The following is a 17,094-nucleotide window of genomic DNA, read 5'->3' as shown; positions in this document are numbered from 1 at the left end:
ATGTCCGTTTCCAAAACCGAATTAGAAGAAAGAAAAGCAGGGAAAGATTTATATAGCTACCAAAAAGGTGCTATTGACAAAATTTTCACAAGTTTTGAAGAGTCTCCAGCCGATTACCATTTACTATATCAACTTCCAACAGGAGGAGGGAAAACAGTTATATTTTCAGAGATTGTTCGTCAATTTTTGAAAACTCACAAAAAGAAAGTGTTAGTAATGACGCACAGAATTGAATTGTGCCGTCAAACATCAAACGTACTTACAGAGTTTGGTGTAAACAACAAAGTGGTTGATAGTAAAGCCGATTTAAGTGATCAAGCCGATTATAGTTGTTTTGTAGCTATGGTTGAAACCTTAAATAATCGTTTAAATGATGATAAACTTGATATCTCTGATATTGGTTTAGTTATTATTGATGAGGCACACTACAACTCGTTTACTAAGTTGTTTAAATTCTTTAGCCAATCGTTTATTTTAGGAGTTACAGCAACACCTTTAAGTTCGAGTATGGAATTACCAATGACCGATAATTACGATGAGTTAATTGTTGGAGAAAGTATAGAATCGCTTATTGAAAACGGGTTTTTGGCGCGTGCCGAAATGTTTTCGTATAATGTTGGTTTAACCTCTTTAGTTGTTGGTGCCAATGGTGATTATACCGTAAAATCTTCTGAAGATTTATATACAGCCAGCGATATGCTTTCTAAGCTTGTACAAGCTTACGAAGAACGTTGTAAAGGCAAGAAAACGCTTATTTTTAACAATGGTATTAATACCTCATTACATGTTTACGATTCGTTTAGACGTGCCGGTTACCCAGTAGCTCACCTAGATAATACAAACACGAAAAAGGAGCGTGCCATGATACTAAAATGGTTTAAGAAAACGCCTGGTGCTATTTTAACATCGGTTAGTATTTTAACCACTGGTTTTGATGAGCCTACTGTAGAAAGTATTATTTTAAATCGTGCAACAAAATCGTTAACACTTTACTACCAGATGATTGGTCGTGGTTCTCGTATTTTGAAAGATAAAAAATCGTTTTCTGTAATCGATTTAGGAAACAACTTCCACCGTTTTGGTGCTTGGGGAGAAGATTTAGATTGGCAACGTATTTTCCGTTCACCAAACTACTATTTAGATGCTATTTTAAGTGATGATGAATTAGAGAGTAATTTTAGATATGAAATGCCGGATGCCTTGCGCGCCGAGTTTGCAAACTCTAAAGATGTGTATTTCGATATTCAGAAAACGTATGTAAGTTCTATTAGAAATGGAGAATCTTCTAAAGTTGTTTTAGAGCGTTCTATCGAGCATCATGCAAAAATTTGTATCGAGAACAGTGAAGATGTTTACGATGCATTAGGCTTAGCCAAAATGCTTGGAGACGATATCGACTTTCGCATACAGCGCTATACCAAGTGTATTAGTAAAAGTACATTTAACTTTGTAGAGTGGCTAAAAGGGGATTATCGTAAAAAGCTAAATGCTTATTTACGTTCTAATTTTGATGAAGTTTTTGAGGAAATTCACGGACATCCACCAATAGAGGAATAATCATTTAAACTTTAATAGTTTTTTCAAACCATTATTTGTTTTCTGAAACTTTTAAACCTTTTTAGGATTTAAATGTCTTATTAGAAAATATCTAATGATGACTAAATATATCCCTATTTTAATTTTCTGTTTAAGTTTTCAACTTTTTTCTCAATCTCAAAATGAGTTAAAAGCCACCATTATTGGTTCGGGTTCACCTAAATATAATACGGAGCGGGCAGGACCTTCTGTTTTAATGTCTTATAAAAACACGAATATTTTAGTGGATATGGGAAATGGTACTCAAGGTAATTTAGATAAATTACAGGTAAAAAGTAAAGATTTAGATGCGCTTCTGTTTACACATCATCACTTAGATCATAACGAAGAGTTCACGCCTATTTTTATTAAAACCTTACTTGCCGCTGGTCAATTTAAAGTCGTCGGACCTAGGCCAACAACCGATTTGGTAAACAGTGTTTTAAGTAATTACGAAGAAGATATTGCTTATCGGTTATCTAAAAAACAACGTACTTTTAGTGATGTTGCCAATAATTTTACTGTAAACGAATTAGAAGGTAATCAAAGTTTTACTATTGGCGATATTGAAATCTCTTGTACACCAGTAAACCACACCATTGCAACCATGGCTTATCGTTTTGATGCTGGTGGAAAATCTATTGTTATCTCAGGAGATTTATCTTATTCTGAAAGTTTACCAGCATTAGCAAAACAAGCCGAGTATTTAATTATAGATTCTGGAGGCGCTATTGAAGAAGGAAAAGCTAATAACAGAACAGGTAAAAGCAAAAACAGAGGAAATAAAGAACACGCCCATGTAAATTTAGATGAAAGCTCTCGTATGGCAAATGAAGCTCAGGTTAAAAACTTAGTATTAACGCATTTAAATTTCAATAATGTAGATGAAGTGGCCACAAGTAAAGCTCTAAAAGAAAACTATAGCGGATCTATTTTTTATGCTGAAGATTTAATGACGTTTCCAAAAGCTGAAAACAATACTAACACACCAACACAAATTACAAAAAAGGCAAAAAACAGTCAAGCACCTAATTTCGAAAAAATGCTGAAGCGTTTAGATACAAATAAAGATGGTAAAATAGCTATAACTGAATCAAAAGGAAAACTAAAAGAAAATTTTGACAAAAGAGATGCAAATAAAGATGGTTTTATTACAGAGAACGAGTTTGGAAGAGGGAAGTAGAAGTTTCATTTATTTTAGAATTTCAAGCTTATCTGAATGCTTTTTAGCTCTATAATGTCTGTTTAAACCTGTTGAAAGAGTAAAACAATAAGAATCCATTAGCTGATAATATCTAAAAATATAGAAAGAATAAGGTTTGCTTGATTCTAACTATTTTTATTTGAATATATTTTTAATCCTCTGAATATTATCGCATCATAAAAATAAGCCGTATCTTTACCCTATATTAATATACAAAAAAAAGTAGGATATTTTAAACTATGGCAAAATCGCAAGTCACATTTAACAAAATTGAAAAAGAAAAAAAACGCTTAAAGAAAAGAGAGGAAAAGCAAAAAAAGAAGGACGCTCGTAGGGCAGAAGCTAAAGAAAACCCACAAGGCATCCAGTTTGCTTATGTAGATTTTAACGGAAATTTAACCGATACGCCGCCAGATCCGGCAATGCGTGAAAAGGTTGAAGCCGAAAGTATCGAATTGGGAATCCCTAAAAAGGAAGACCGTATTGAAGAAGAACCAGTAATTAAAGAAGGAAAAGTATCATTTTTTGATCATTCTAAAGGTTTTGGTTTTATTATCGATAGCGTGAATCAAGAGAAATATTTTGTTCATGTTAGCGGTTTATTAGACGATATTGAAGAAAACGACAAAGTAACTTACGATCTTGAACGTGGTCAAAAAGGTATGAATGCCGTTAGAGTAAAGAAAATATAATACATTCGTTAAACAGCTCTTTGTAAGGAGCTTATTGCGTTTTATTTAAAGTAAATTTTAAAATAATCCTCAACAGTTTTACTGTGAGGATTATTTATTTTTAAAAAGGTTTTTAATGGCTGTTTCTCGTAAAACGATTTCCATTGTTTTGGCATTTTTTGCTATTTACGTAATTTGGGGTTCTACTTATTTACTTAACAAAATAGCGGTAACAGAATTGCCGCCTTTCATGTTAGGCTCTATGCGTTTTATAACAGCTAGTATTCTTATTTTTATAATTGCTAAAATTTTAAAATTTGATCTTTCCATAACAAGAAGACAATTAATCAATGCCATTATTGCTGGTTTTTTGTTTCTAGCTTTTGGAAACGGTGTTGTTGTTTGGGCGCTTCGGTATGTGGATAGTGGGTTTGCTGCCCTAGAAATTTCGGCGCAACCACTTGTTGTGCTTCTTTTAATGAGAATTTTACAAGGTAAAAAAATATCAACAATGTCTTACATTGGTGTCGCCTTAGGCTTTTTAGGGATATTTCTATTGGTAAGTCAGAAGCAAATCATTAACAAAGACGGACAAATATTAGGAATGATCATGATTTTTATCTGTATGATTAGTTGGGCTTATGCCTCTATATTTGTTGGGAACGCCAATTTACCAAAAAACTTTTTTGTGAACACAGGCTATCAAATGCTTTCTGGTGGTGTAATTCTAGCCATAGCAAGTGTTTGTTTTGGAGAAGAGTGGACATCGCCAACAACTTGGAGTACGCCAGTGCTTTGGTCTATGCTCATGCTTGTTATTTTTGGTAGTATTATCGCTTTTACAGCGTTTAATTATTTACTAAAAGAAGTTTCACCAGAAAAGGTGTCAACGTCAACTTATGTAAATCCAGTTATAGCCTTGTTTTTGGGTTGGTTTATTTTAGATGAAAATTTAACCACACAATCTATTGTTGCTGCCGCTATACTATTAACTGGTGTCTATTTTATAAATTCGAAACGTAAATTTAAACCCCGATCTCTTGGACGTTAAAAAAGCTATACAATTCATGCTTATTAGCACGCTAGCCTTTGCTTGCATGAATACAACGGTTAAATATTTAAGTAATTTTAGTGCCTTTCAAATTGTTCTGTTTCGTTCTGTAGGTTCACTGTTTTTTACATTTGGATTCTTATTAAAAAACAAAATTTCATTGGCAGGTAATAATAAAAAATTATTGATTTTACGAGGGGTAGTAGGCGTAACATCAATGAGTTTATTTTTTATGGCTACCAAATATTTACCTATAGGTAGCGCTGTATCCTTAAGGTATTTAGCACCTATTTTTGCTGCTATTTTTGCTGTGTTTTTACTCAAGGAAAAAATTAAATTAATCCAATGGTTCTTTTTTGCATTAGCATTTGCTGGTGTTTTGGTATTAAAGGGCTTCGATAAAGAAGTCAGTGGTTACGGGCTTTTGTTAATCTTTATTTCGGCTATTTTTAGTGGTTTTGTTTATATTATATTGAGTAAGATTGGTAAAAGTGAACATCCAGTAGTCGTGGTTAATTATTTCATGATTATTTCAACCTTAGTTGGTTTGTTTGGCTCTATAAACAATTGGGTTATGCCAATAGGTAAAGAGTGGCTTTTACTTGGAATACTTGGTGTTTTTGGTTATTTCGGACAGGTTTACATGACGAAGGCTTTTCAAATGGCTTCTACAAGCCAAGTAGCGCCTTTAAAATATATTGAAGTTGTTTTTACCTTACTTTTCGGGACTTTTATTTTCGGAGAGGTTTACACTTTTTGGAGCTTACTTGGTATTGCTTTAATTGTTGGCGGGCTTATTTTAAACATTAGATATAAAGAGAAAAACAAGGCCTAATTGTTTTTTTGCCAAGCTCTGCGCTTATTTGTAATTTTACAATCTTATTTTTAGATAATTTAATAGATGACTTTTAAAACACGCGTAAACAAAGTAAGAAGAAGAGTAATGCGTAACATTACCAAAAATGTTGGCAGTTCTTATACTGAACCTCAAAAGGGTTCACTTAATATAGAAGATATTAAACGCGTTTTAATTATTCGTCCTAATCACCGTTTAGGTAATCAGTTACTGTTAACGCCATTGGTACAAGAGGTTTTAAATAGCTTCCCAAACTGCGAAATAGATTTATTTGTAAAAGGAGGTGTCGCCTATCCTGTTTTCGAAAATTATAAGCAGGTTTCTAAAATTATTCAATTACCAAGAAAACCATTTAGCAACCTTTTTAAATACGCTAAAAGTTGGGCTTCTATTAAATCTAATGCTTATGATTTGGTTATTAATGGTGATAAAAACTCATCTTCTGGGCGTTTATTAACGAATTTAGCTAAGGCAAAAATTAAAGTATTCGGTGATGTAAACGAAAGTATACAGAACACATATAGCGATCATTTACATATTTCTAAATACCCTATTTATAATTTAAGGTATAATTTACACCGTTTAGGTTTCGCTAGAAATGATAGTCCAATTCCTGTTTTAGATATTAAATTAACAGATGCTGAAATAGCAAAAGGAAAAACTATTTTAGATGATATTATTAAGAATGACAAGAAAACCATTTGTATTTATACCAATGCTACGGGAGATAAATGTTATTCTGAAACGTGGTGGGAAACTTTTTATGAACGTTTAAAAACTGAATATCCAGATTTTAATATCATTGAAATGCTGCCTATTGAGAATATTTCAAAGATCAATTTTAAATCTTTAAATTTTTATAGTCAAGATATTCGTGAAATGGCTTGTATTATGAGTAATACAAGTGTTTTTATTGCAGCAGATAATGGTGTGATGCACTTGGCTAGTGCGGCTTTAACGCCTTGTGTCGGCTTCTTTTCTGTAACTAATGAAAATATCTATGCACCTTACGGAAATGGAAGTGTGGCTATTAATACAAACCATACTGATATTAACGATTGGATTAAATCAATAGATGGTATTTTAAGATAAATTAATCTTTAGAAATTCCGTTAACGTAATATTTTATAACATCTAGTTCTTGGGCTTGTTCAAATCCTTTGAAGTCAATAATATCGGCGTAACTAATATTAGCATTATAAAACTCTAAATAAGTTTCAGCTAAGGGCATGTAAGACCAATGCCATTTTTCCTTATTATAGCCGGTTCTACCATGTGTTTTTTCGGTGTAGACCTGCTTAAAACCATACGCTTTGGCATGCTTTAATAGCCAATTGTAAATTTTTAAACCTTCACCTTTTTCAAAATATCTATTGTTTAGGTTATTCAAATCCATGTCTGTTCCCCAATGATGGCGTGATGATGTTGGCATGGAGCTATATTCCAAAATTTTTAAAGCACGTACATTTGGTTCTAAGCTTTCGTATTTTTTCCATTTACGCTCCCAAATACTTTTTTGCTCGTAAAAATTTCGTGTACCAGAAATAATTTTCAAGTTAATACCATCTTCCTTAGCTTGTTCGTACATGGCCTTAAAGGCTTCATAACAATTTTTATTCAAGTAAATTGTTTTAGAGGAATGGGAAGCGTTTACTTTTTCAAAAGCGTCATGCTTGGTGTAATTGAATTTTCCGAGAACAAAATCTTTGGTAATCATGCTGTCTATTTTTTTCTTCGGAATTTCCTTAACAATAGTTTTTACTATTTGCTTATCAACTAAAACAGGTTGTTTTTCATCTTTACAAGAGTGAAGTATGCACAATATCATTATAAAGGTAAACAATACAAGGTTCTTCATATAAAATAATTTAATGTCTACGCCCAGAAAACTCCATGGCTTCACCTTTTCCAAAACCGTAGCTTACACCAAAAGTAATAAAACGACCGCGTTTTCGGCTGTTGTATAAATAAAACTCTGCTTGTGAAGTTTCCGATTGATTTACACGTGAAGCAAAAACATCTCGAACGCTCATATTTAATATTACTTTTCCCTTTAAAATCTTCTTTCGAAGACCTAGATCGGCATAAAGATTATCATAGGTTTCACCTTGTAAACTTTTAAATTTAGATTGGTAATCGCCAGACATTTCTAAATCGAAATCTAGAGGTAGTTTAAATTTTGTGGTTAAACTCGTCGTCCATCGGTTACCTTTAAAATCGAAAGACTCAGATTCGAAAACACCTTGTCTGTCAAAGAAATTTATATTGAATTCGCCACTTAATGAAAACCAGTTTATAGGATTGTATTTTCCGTTAAATTCAAAACCAGTAGTGTTACTTGTTCCAATATTTTCAGGACGTGAAATACTTACGTCATCTTCATATTCGGTAATGTTTTCAATAACATCGGCGGTATAACGGTTGTATAAACTGAAGTTTAAAGAGGCTTTTTCTATTTTATGAATACTGGTTAACTCATAAGAATTTGTATATTCCGGTTGTAAATCTGGATTTCCAGTAGAAATATTGAAGTTATTTCTAATATTAGAAAACGGATTTAACGATCGTAAATTTGGCCGATTAATACGTCGTGAATAACCCGCTTGTAAAGAAAAATTATCACTAACAGTATAAGACGTATGCGCGCTAGGGAAGAGGTCTGTATAATTCTTGGAGTCCTTCTCATCGGTGGTTTCCAATAGGGTTTCAATTTGTGTGTCTTCTAAACGAATACCCATTTTAATACCCCATTTTTCACCTTCATAAGCAGCGGTAGTATAAACAGCAAGTACATTTTGGTCAAAATTAAAAATATTTGTTAAATCGGTGTTATCGACCCAAACACCTTCTTCAAAATCGCTAACAGCAAAATCGTTTGAGACTTGATTAATAACATATTGAGAACCTGTTTCTATAGTGTAATGCTCCAAAAAAGGATGCACATAATCTAATTTAAAAGTATAGTCTTCCAACTTGTAATCGGTTCTTGTATTTTGAAGTTCATCGGGCAAATCACCAATGCTAGTTGTATTATTAAAATTAGACGATTGATCTTTTCTAAAAGAACTTCCCAAAGCGCTAAAAAGTAAACTTTGATTTTCGTGACGTTTAAAATCCTTTTTATATTGCAATTCATAACGCAATTTTGGATTGGTAGCCTCAGTTTTTTCATCACGAAGCCAAGCATCGGTAACACTATTGGAAGCATCTAAACCAGTATAGTGTTGTTGAGAACTTTGATCTTCTACTTCGTAAGCGTAAGATCCTGAAAGGGTAATCACGTTTCTGTCGTTAATATGATAATCGGTACCTATTAAAATATTACTGAATTTTTCGTCAAACTCACTATCTCCAATACTGTTTATTTCTGTATTGTTTACCAAGTCGCGGTTAATGCTTTCAGTTTCTCCAGGGTAAGTACGCAAGCCAAAACCTAACTGACTAAATAGATTAAACTTTTCGGTTCTACGGTTTAAGCTCAACCCGAAACTGTTACTATTTGGCACTCCAACATTTAATGACGCTGAACCATTTAAGCCTTTCTTTTCAGATTTTTTAATCACAATATTTATAATACCAGAAGTACCTGCGGCATCATATTTAGCTGATGGATTAGTAATAACTTCTATTTTTTCAATCATATCGGCAGTAATAGTGCCAAGCGCATTACCGTCGGCACTAGCTAGTACAGAGGGCTTCCCATTAATTAGAATTTGTACACCCGAATTTCCGCGTAAGCTAACCTCGCCTTCAATGCTCACATTTACAGAAGGCACATTATTTAAAACTTCTAGTGCACCGGCTCCTGTAGCACTTAAATCGGAACCGACGTTAAACACACGTTTATCTAATTTAAACTCGGTTTGTGATTTTTCTGCTCTTACCAAAACTTCACTCAAAGATTCTAAATCTTCCGAGAGGCTAATGGTTTTTAAATCAATAATGTTATTTACTATATTAAAAGTTTTAAACGTTTTGGTTGTAAAGCCTAAAAAGCTCACTTCAATGTAAAAATTATTAGCTTTCACATCTATGGAAAATATACCTTTTTCGTTAGTTATTGTTCCGGTTAGAGGTTTCTTAGTTTCACTATCTAATATCGATATGGTAGCGTATTCTATAGTTTGCTTACTTTCTGTTTCTATAACTTTTCCTTTAATTTCTATAGTTTTATTTTGAGCGTTACCCAAAATACTTCCTATAAAAAGGAAGAAATAAAGTATGTGTTTTAAACGGTTTAATATCATTAAATGAGTTATTTGGCTATCTTACAAATATAAAATGCATCGCTTTCTTTTTATGTTAATTTTGAAGCTTTTTTCTGAGGAATTTTAAAATATTTAGAAAAAAAAGACTCATTGGCGCAAGTATTTAAGTTTTTTCTTATCTAAATAAAAAAACAGTGTAAAAATGAATTATAAAACTACTTTATTAATAGGTGTAATTACTTTGTTTTATGGTTGTCACGCCCAAAAAAGCAATACAACTACAGAACAAAATGAAACTGAAATCTCTAATAATTATTTTGGAAATTATAACATTGACAACAGTACATATGGCACGAAAACCACAATGTCTATAGAGGACGATTACCGGGTAATGACAACCAATGCGTTGCCAAACCACGCGACAGGAGAGTACCCTAGACAGGGAAACCCTAACACCATTTCTGCACAAAAAAAATCTTATAAAATTCCTTTGAAACCAACCTTTACAGGTGTAGCGAAATGGGTGAGAGAACCAGGTGTGGCTCTAAATGGTGTAAAGTTTGAACCAGAAACGGCAGAAATGGTAATTTGCGATAGTGGAGAGAATTTTAGAGTTGAAGCTGTACAAGATTTAATTAATTTAGGTTTAGATTTTAATAACGCACACGTTCAACCTACAGGAGAATATCACTATCACGGTATTTCGGAAGCGCTAGTAGAAGCTTTTGATTCTGGAGAAGATTTGGTGCATCTTGGTTTTGCCAAGGATGGTTTTCCTATTTATTATTCAAAAAGTGGAGCGTTTAAACCTAGTTTTCAAATAATAGACGGAATTTATTCTGCTACAGATTGTACGTATTCTAATCCTAAAACAAGTATGGATGTAGAGTTAGAAAATGATGAGTTTGATGGTACGTTCGTTTCAGATTGGGAATATGTTAAAGGTTTAGGGGATTTAGATGAGTGTAACGGTGTTTATGTTAATGGAGGTTATGTATATATGGTTACAGATTCATATCCATATGTAGGTCGTTGCTTAATGGGAGAATTTGAGGAAGAAAGACATCCTGCTGGGCCTCCTCCAGGACAGGGTGGTAGAGGACAAAGACCACCAAGAGGGCAAGGGCAAAATCAAAGACGATAAAAAAATATTATATTTTAAGAGAGTAGGAATTATTTCAATATGAAATGGTTCCTTTTTTTTGTTTAGATTTTATAAGAGAAGAAATAACTAATATTTTAATAGCGGATAATTTTGTCTTTTATTAAAATGAACTATCTTTGCGAAGTAAAGTAATCATACAATTATCTATAATTGGGATTAAATAAAAGATAAAAAGGTCTTTTAATCCATTATAGAGAAAAAGATTAAAAAATACAACAGCACATTACTAACACTTTAAATGAAATAATTATGAAAACAGCATCACTTACAGAAGCACTTATTTATACCGAAGATAAACCAAGTATAAGCTTATTATTAAAAACAGATACCACAAAAGAACTTAGAATTGCTTTAAAAAAAGGACAACTAATGAAGGAGCATAAAGCGCCATACCCAATAATAGTTGAAATTTTTGAGGGTGAAATAGAATTTGGAGTAAACGGAGAACAAAAGATATTGAAAAAAGGAGCGCTCATAGCCTTAGACGCTAATGTGCCGCACGATTTAAATGGATTGCAAGACTCTATAGTTAGACTTTCCATTTCTATTGCAGATACCGTAGAACGTGTTGAAGACGTCGCAAAACTATAATTATTTCTAGAAACTAATAAAAATCAATCATAATGAAAAAAGTTTGGATCGCATTTTCCAGCGTCGTAATACTATCCTTTATCGCATTAATTTGGGTAGGGACAGAAGTTTATCAAAAACAACCGCCAATCCCTAAAACCGTTATCATACAAGAAACCGGCGAAACTGTATTTACTATAGAAGATATACAAACAGGACAAAACGTTTGGGAGTCTATTGGAGGTATGGAAGTCGGTTCTATTTGGGGACACGGTAGTTATGTTGCTCCCGATTGGAGTGCCGATTGGATCCATAAAGAAGCCGTTTTTTTACTAGAAACTTGGGCGCAAAGAGACTTTAATACAAGTTATGAAAGTTTAGGAGTTGAGCCAAAAGCAGCCCTGAAAGCACGTTTAATTAAAACTATAAAAACAAACACGTATAACCCATCAAATAAAAGTGTTACGATTACAAAAGATCGGTACAGCGCTATTGTAGAAAACGCAAAACATTATGCTGATATTTTTTCGAACGGACACGAAAAATATGCTATTCCAGAAGGTGCTTTGGTAGACGTTGAAAAGTTAGGACAATTAAATGCATTTTTATTTTGGACCTCTTGGGCAGCAAGTACAAATCGTCCTGAAAAAGATTACACCTATACATCCAACTGGCCACACGAGCCATTAATTGGTAATACTATTACTGCCGATTCTCAAATTTGGTCTGGATTTTCAGTAGTGCTTTTACTTCTTTTTATAGGGATTTTAACATATTACTACCTTAGAAAACATGAAAAAGGTGATGCTATTGTTCACCCAAAACAAGATCCTTTAGATACACTTGTTCTTGTAAAATCTCAAAAATCGGTTTTAAAATACTTCATTGTGATTTCATTATTGATTGCCTTACAAGTTATTTTAGGTGCATTAACTGTGCATTACACTGTAGAAGGTCAGGCCTTTTTTGGTATGGATTTATCTAGTATTTTACCATATTCTATTACCAGAACTTGGCATACACAATTAGCTGTATTTTGGATTGCTGCCACATGGTTAGCTACAGGTTTATTCTTGGCACCAATGATTAGCGGTAAAGAAATGAAATTTCAAGTATTTGGAATAAACTTCCTTTTTGGAGCTTTACTCGTTATTGTTTTAGGCTCATTAATAGGTGAGTGGTTAGGTGTGCACCAATTTTTAGATTTAACAACAAATTTCTTCTTTGGTCATCAAGGTTACGAGTACATGGACCTCGGTCGTTTCTGGCAAATATTTTTAGCCATTGGCCTTGTATTATGGGTAATTATGGTGGGCAGACACGTGGTTTTTGCTATTAAGAAAAACGACGATTCTAAACATTTATTAATCATACTATTGATTTCTGTAATTGCCATTGGTATGTTTTTCTTTTCAGGATTAATGTATGGTGAAAACAGTAGTTTACCAGTAATTAACTATTGGAGATGGTGGTTGGTTCACCTTTGGGTAGAAGGATTCTTTGAAGTTTTTGCAACCGTAATTATTGCTTTTATTTTCTTAAGAATGAAGATTCTTTCAGCCAAAACAGCTGGACGAGCTTCTATTGCATCGGCAACAATATTTTTGGCAGGTGGAATTATTGGAACACTTCACCACTTATATTATTCGGGAACACCTGTACAAGCTATTGCTTTAGGAGCCACGTTTAGTGCTTTAGAAGTAGTGCCGTTAACATTAATGGGCTTTGAAATTCGCGAAAACTGGAATATTTTAAAAGAACACGATTGGATGCAAAAATACAAATGGCCTATATTCTTTTTCATCGCTGTTTCTTTTTGGAATATGGTAGGTGCAGGTGTATTTGGTTTCTTAATAAATCCTCCAATTGCCTTGTATTATATTCAAGGTTTAAATACTACAGCAGTACACGCACACACCGCATTATTTGGAGTTTACGGTCTACTAGGTATGGGATTCATTATTATTTGTTTACGTTTTTATTCCGATCGTGTTTGGAATTCTAAAAAACTAAAACGTGCCTTTTGGTTGCTAAATATTGGTTTAGTTGCCATGGTTGTTTTTAGTATGTTACCTGTTGGAGTTATACAAGCATATACCTCAATAACAAAAGGGTATTCGTTTGCTCGTAGTGCCGATTTATTATACTCTCCAACGGTACAAACTTTAAAATGGATGCGTATGATTGGTGATGTGATTTTCTCTGTGGGGATATTTTATTTCTGTTGGTTTACCATAGGAGAAACTATTTATTGCTTAAAAAGAAAAACTAATACTTTAAAATAGAATGAAGAACATAGAAAACAGAGGAGACGTAAATAAACTAGTATCCGAGTTTTATACCATAATTAGAAAGGATAATATGTTAGGCCCTATTTTTAATCATCATTTAACTGATGAGCAATGGCCGACACATATTGAAAAACTTACCGATTTTTGGGTTACTAATTTGTTCGGGGAAGTCTGTTTTAAAGGTAACCCAAGCAAAGCACATATTGAAGTTGATAAATACTTAAATCATGGTATGAATCAAAACCATTTTAATCGATGGCTACAACTTTGGGCTGCAACGATTGATAGTTTGTTTATTGGTGCATTAGCAAAACGAGCAAAAGAAGCTTCGGAACGAATGGCTATTGGACAATTTGCTTATGTTTACAAAAATAGACCAGAACATTGTAAATTTTAAACATTTGAGTAAAAACTGATTATTTAATTAATGTTCCTAGTAAAAACGGGTTCTTGAATTCAATGCTTAACTTATAAAAAACTAAAATCTAATTAATTGATTTGTGGTTTAATACGGTAAAAGTTTTGAGTTTTAGAATCCGTTTTTTATAAAAATTAAAATTAAAGCTACTCAGCATTGGCGTCATAGAACTACTTTTTTTGCATTATAAAGAAATAATTAACTAATAAGCGGTTTTTTATTAATAAATTCGGTGTAATACATTTTTTATCGTTTAAGTTTGTGTTGTGTAAGTTAAAATTAGTTAAAATGAAAAATTTAATCTCTCTATTGTTCTTTTATAGTATATGTTCTTTCTCTCAGGTAGGTATAAATACAGTAACTCCAGATGCATCATCTGTTTTTGATGTTACTAGTTCTAATAAAGGTATATTAATTCCAAGAATAGCCTTGTCCGCTACAACTGATGTTACGACTATAACATCACCCGCAACAAGTTTATTAATTTATAATACAGCAACTGTATCGGATGTTTTACCTGGGTATTATTATTGGGATGGAGTGCAATGGACTAAACTACTAACAAATAATGCTATTGACACAAAATGGGATACGCTTGGTAATTCAGGAACTGATGATACCGTCAATTTTATTGGAACTACGGATGATGAAGATTTAGTTTTTAAACGAAATAATGTTTTTGCTGGGGTCATAGATGCTTCTAATACTGGGTTTGGGGTTAACACTTTATCCTCTGTTGTTATAGCAAGGCGCTTAACTGCAATTGGATTAAATGCGTTAAGCGCTAATGCCAATGGTTTTGAAAATACTGCAAGTGGTGCAGATGCTTTATCTTCAAATACAACTGGAAGTTATAATACTGCTACCGGTGCAAATGCACTATCCGCTAACACAACAGGAGCTTACAACACTGCTATGGGATTAAATTCACTTACGGCAAACACAACGGGTCTTCGTAATACAGGTGTTGGTTCAAACTCATTATATTGAAATTTGGGAGGTAGCAATAATACAGCATTAGGGCAAAGTTCTCTTTATAGCAATGTGTCTGGTGCTAATAATACAGCGTCAGGAACGAGTTCACTTTTTAGTAATATTTCAGGAAATGGTAATACAGCCATAGGATTAAATGCGCTTTACAAGAATGAAATAGGATCTAATAATACCGCAATTGGGGTAAATTGTCTTTACGATAATATTTCGGGAAGTAGCAATACTGCCATCGGAATAAATTCACTTATAAATAATATAGATGGAGATAATAATTCTGCAATTGGTTTGGGTGCTATGCAAGGGAATTTAACAGGAAGTAATAACATAGGGATTGGCCCAAACAGTTTAAGGTTTAATGATTCAGGAAATTTTAATGTAGCCTTAGGTGGTAGTGCTATGTTTGATAATTCAACAGGAATTGGAAATTGTGCTATGGGACAATCTTCATTGCAAAATAACACAATTGGAGACTATAATACAGCAATAGGGTATAATGCATTGAACCAAAGTTCAGAAGGGAATAATAATGCTGCAGTAGGTTTCCAAGCTCTTAGGTTGAATACAACAGGTAGTAACAATACCGGAATTGGTTATAGATCTTTAGATAACGTAACAACAGGTAGTAATAACACCGCAATAGGTTATTTGTCTTCAGTACCAGATCCAACAGGTGATAATCAGGTTAGAATTGGTAGTACTACAATAACATATGCAGGAGTACAAGTAGCTTGGACGATAACCTCTGATAAACGTTGGAAAAACACTATTGAAGATTCAGATTTAGGATTAGATTTTATAAACAAACTACGTCCAGTATCTTACTTAAGGAATAATGACAAGAGCAATAAATTGGAGTATGGTTTTATTGCTCAGGAATTACAAGAAACATTAAAAAATAGTAGTTCAAAAATAAACGGAATTATTACAGAAGATACCGAAGGTATGCTAAGTGTAAGATACAACGATTTAATGGCGCCAATGGTAAAAGCTATTCAAGAACAAACAGAGGAGATTAAGGTGTTAAAGTCCGAAAATGACGCTTTAAAATTAAGACAAGAAGCTATAGAAAAGGAGTTGAAAGAAATTAAAAGTTTGTTATTAAATAATAAATAACTAAGCTCTAATACTAGAAGCGCAAGCACCTCGCTTAAGTAGCATATATTCACCATTATTTTTAAACTCACGAATAGAAGTGCCTGCATAACGTTTAAAGGTTTTAGAAAGATGACTCACATCTGTAAAGCCTAATTCGTCTGCAATTTGAGTTAATGTAAAATCTGAGTTGAGTAAACGTATTTCTACTTGTTTTAGCTTTGCTTTGATTATATATTCTCGCAATGGCATGTTTACTTGTTTTTTGAAAAATTCACTAACATATGTTGGAGACATCATAAACACATCAGATAAGTTTTCAACTTTCAGTAATTCTGTTTTGTTAAGATTTTCGTTAATATAGGTTAGCATTTTAGTAATTCTATCATCCGAATTATTTTTAGGCAATTCAAAATAACTACTCTTTTTAATATTTCGTATTAGTAACTCCAAAACACTAGTCATTAAGCTGGTTACAAGATTTATAGACGATTCTCCATAATTTCTAGATTCTTGTAAAATCATACTGATTAAGCTTTCTAGATGGTTTCTATCTACATCATTCTTAATAATATCTCCTGGTAATTGGTTGTAATTTGATAAGATATAAGAGGCTTCTTTAAACCATTCATTTCTATCAATAGTAATGCGATTTATGTTTTTAAAGAATGAATCTGTGAATTTCAAAAACACAAACTTTGTAGGTTGTTCAATAGAAAAAGAGTGACATTTTAAAGGTGGTAATAAAAAGATACTCCCTTTATTATACTGATGCTCGTTGTAGTTAATACATTGTGTGCCTTGACCTTCCTTTATCAAAACCAATTCGAAAAAGCTGTTTTTTACAGGGCGCTGTTTCCATTCTGTTAATTCTATTTCTTGTATTTCAAAAGGTTTATAAGCTTCAATTACTTCCATTTCAGTATGATTTATTGAGAATTCTATTCAAATTTAGCTAAAAAAGAACTACGAATGTGTATTTTCATACTTCAAACCTTTA

General features: G+C 32.8%; 15 protein-coding genes. 12 read left to right on the top strand and 3 right to left on the bottom strand.

The window, feature by feature from the left end; genetic code table 11:
* From DFQ06_RS03545 to DFQ06_RS03520, 6 genes are all read left to right on the top strand, one after another.
* Entirely contained in the window at positions 1-1,557 is a 1,557-nt protein-coding gene (locus DFQ06_RS03545) for a DEAD/DEAH box helicase (protein WP_074935823.1), read from the top strand.
* A 94-nt stretch (positions 1,558-1,651) separates the two neighbouring features.
* On the top strand, positions 1,652-2,758 hold the full coding sequence (locus tag DFQ06_RS03540) for an MBL fold metallo-hydrolase (protein ID WP_133966050.1): 1,107 nt from the start codon (positions 1,652-1,654) through the stop codon (positions 2,756-2,758).
* Positions 2,759-3,018: 260 nt separating this feature from the next.
* Entirely contained in the window at positions 3,019-3,471 is a 453-nt protein-coding gene (locus DFQ06_RS03535) for a cold-shock protein (RefSeq protein WP_074935825.1), read from the top strand.
* Positions 3,472-3,586: 115 nt separating this feature from the next.
* Positions 3,587-4,501, top strand: coding sequence for an EamA family transporter (locus DFQ06_RS03530; protein ID WP_042503560.1), 915 nt, complete (start codon positions 3,587-3,589; stop codon positions 4,499-4,501).
* Positions 4,491-5,336 carry a DMT family transporter gene (locus DFQ06_RS03525; protein ID WP_262481198.1) on the top strand — a complete coding sequence of 282 codons (846 nt, stop codon included), beginning with the start codon at positions 4,491-4,493 and terminating at the stop codon, positions 5,334-5,336. Before DFQ06_RS03530 ends, DFQ06_RS03525 begins: the two co-directional genes overlap by 11 nt.
* A gap of 108 nt (positions 5,337-5,444) precedes the next feature.
* On the top strand, positions 5,445-6,449 hold the full coding sequence (locus DFQ06_RS03520) for a glycosyltransferase family 9 protein (protein ID WP_235833480.1): 1,005 nt from the start codon (positions 5,445-5,447) through the stop codon (positions 6,447-6,449).
* A gap of 1 nt (position 6,450) precedes the next feature.
* Here the strand turns inward: DFQ06_RS03520 and DFQ06_RS03515 are convergent, their stop codons facing one another.
* Both DFQ06_RS03515 and DFQ06_RS03510 read right to left on the bottom strand, forming a co-directional pair.
* On the bottom strand, positions 6,451-7,215 hold the full coding sequence (locus DFQ06_RS03515; RefSeq protein ID WP_133966046.1) for a M15 family metallopeptidase: 765 nt from the start codon (positions 7,213-7,215) through the stop codon (positions 6,451-6,453).
* Positions 7,216-7,225: 10 nt separating this feature from the next.
* On the bottom strand, positions 7,226-9,604 hold the full coding sequence (locus DFQ06_RS03510; RefSeq protein ID WP_133966044.1) for a TonB-dependent receptor: 2,379 nt from the start codon (positions 9,602-9,604) through the stop codon (positions 7,226-7,228).
* Positions 9,605-9,767: 163 nt separating this feature from the next.
* On the opposite strand from DFQ06_RS03510, the gene DFQ06_RS03505 reads away from it, so the two are divergent.
* From DFQ06_RS03505 to DFQ06_RS03480, 6 genes are all read left to right on the top strand, one after another.
* A complete protein-coding gene (locus tag DFQ06_RS03505; RefSeq protein ID WP_074935828.1) occupies positions 9,768-10,709 on the top strand; it encodes a YHYH protein in 942 nt (313 codons plus the stop codon).
* A 270-nt stretch (positions 10,710-10,979) separates the two neighbouring features.
* On the top strand, positions 10,980-11,321 hold the full coding sequence (locus DFQ06_RS03500; protein ID WP_042503567.1) for a cupin domain-containing protein: 342 nt from the start codon (positions 10,980-10,982) through the stop codon (positions 11,319-11,321).
* A 32-nt stretch (positions 11,322-11,353) separates the two neighbouring features.
* On the top strand, positions 11,354-13,585 hold the full coding sequence (locus tag DFQ06_RS03495) for a nitric-oxide reductase large subunit (RefSeq protein ID WP_133966042.1): 2,232 nt from the start codon (positions 11,354-11,356) through the stop codon (positions 13,583-13,585).
* 1 nt (position 13,586) lies between these two features.
* A complete protein-coding gene (locus DFQ06_RS03490) occupies positions 13,587-13,988 on the top strand; it encodes a group III truncated hemoglobin (RefSeq protein WP_133966040.1) in 402 nt (133 codons plus the stop codon).
* A gap of 309 nt (positions 13,989-14,297) precedes the next feature.
* Positions 14,298-14,999 (top strand): hypothetical protein, encoded by a 702-nt coding sequence (locus DFQ06_RS03485; RefSeq protein WP_133966038.1) that lies wholly within the window; start codon positions 14,298-14,300, stop codon positions 14,997-14,999.
* A 3-nt stretch (positions 15,000-15,002) separates the two neighbouring features.
* The gene (locus DFQ06_RS03480) at positions 15,003-16,115 is read left to right on the top strand and encodes a tail fiber domain-containing protein (protein ID WP_133966036.1); all 1,113 of its coding nucleotides are present in this window, start codon (positions 15,003-15,005) and stop codon (positions 16,113-16,115) included.
* Here DFQ06_RS03480 and DFQ06_RS03475 read toward each other — a convergent pair whose 3' ends face one another.
* Positions 16,116-17,012, bottom strand: a complete 897-nt coding sequence (locus DFQ06_RS03475; protein ID WP_133966034.1) for an AraC family transcriptional regulator — start codon at positions 17,010-17,012, stop codon at positions 16,116-16,118.
* Positions 17,013-17,094: the final 82 nt, after the last annotated feature.

It is taken from the genome of Algibacter lectus, from assembly GCF_004368925.1.
GTDB lineage: Bacteria > Bacteroidota > Bacteroidia > Flavobacteriales > Flavobacteriaceae > Algibacter > Algibacter lectus.
This window is presented reverse-complemented; position numbering and strand designations above follow the sequence as displayed.

What these genes read in the sequence shown, in the direction of transcription:
- DFQ06_RS03545 (WP_074935823.1), top strand. Translation starts at nt 1, where the DNA reads ATGTCCGTTTCCAAAACCGAATTAGAAGAAAGAAAAGCAGGGAAAGAT.
- DFQ06_RS03520 (WP_235833480.1), top strand. Translation starts at nt 5,445, where the DNA reads ATGCGTAACATTACCAAAAATGTTGGCAGTTCTTATACTGAACCTCAA.
- DFQ06_RS03485 (WP_133966038.1), top strand. Translation starts at nt 14,298, where the DNA reads ATGAAAAATTTAATCTCTCTATTGTTCTTTTATAGTATATGTTCTTTC.
- DFQ06_RS03505 (WP_074935828.1), top strand. Translation starts at nt 9,768, where the DNA reads ATGAATTATAAAACTACTTTATTAATAGGTGTAATTACTTTGTTTTAT.
- DFQ06_RS03475 (WP_133966034.1), bottom strand. Translation starts at nt 17,012, where the DNA reads ATGGAAGTAATTGAAGCTTATAAACCTTTTGAAATACAAGAAATAGAA.
- DFQ06_RS03530 (WP_042503560.1), top strand. Translation starts at nt 3,587, where the DNA reads ATGGCTGTTTCTCGTAAAACGATTTCCATTGTTTTGGCATTTTTTGCT.
- DFQ06_RS03490 (WP_133966040.1), top strand. Translation starts at nt 13,587, where the DNA reads ATGAAGAACATAGAAAACAGAGGAGACGTAAATAAACTAGTATCCGAG.
- DFQ06_RS03535 (WP_074935825.1), top strand. Translation starts at nt 3,019, where the DNA reads ATGGCAAAATCGCAAGTCACATTTAACAAAATTGAAAAAGAAAAAAAA.
- DFQ06_RS03510 (WP_133966044.1), bottom strand. Translation starts at nt 9,604, where the DNA reads ATGATATTAAACCGTTTAAAACACATACTTTATTTCTTCCTTTTTATA.
- DFQ06_RS03500 (WP_042503567.1), top strand. Translation starts at nt 10,980, where the DNA reads ATGAAAACAGCATCACTTACAGAAGCACTTATTTATACCGAAGATAAA.
- DFQ06_RS03515 (WP_133966046.1), bottom strand. Translation starts at nt 7,215, where the DNA reads ATGAAGAACCTTGTATTGTTTACCTTTATAATGATATTGTGCATACTT.
- DFQ06_RS03540 (WP_133966050.1), top strand. Translation starts at nt 1,652, where the DNA reads ATGATGACTAAATATATCCCTATTTTAATTTTCTGTTTAAGTTTTCAA.
- DFQ06_RS03495 (WP_133966042.1), top strand. Translation starts at nt 11,354, where the DNA reads ATGAAAAAAGTTTGGATCGCATTTTCCAGCGTCGTAATACTATCCTTT.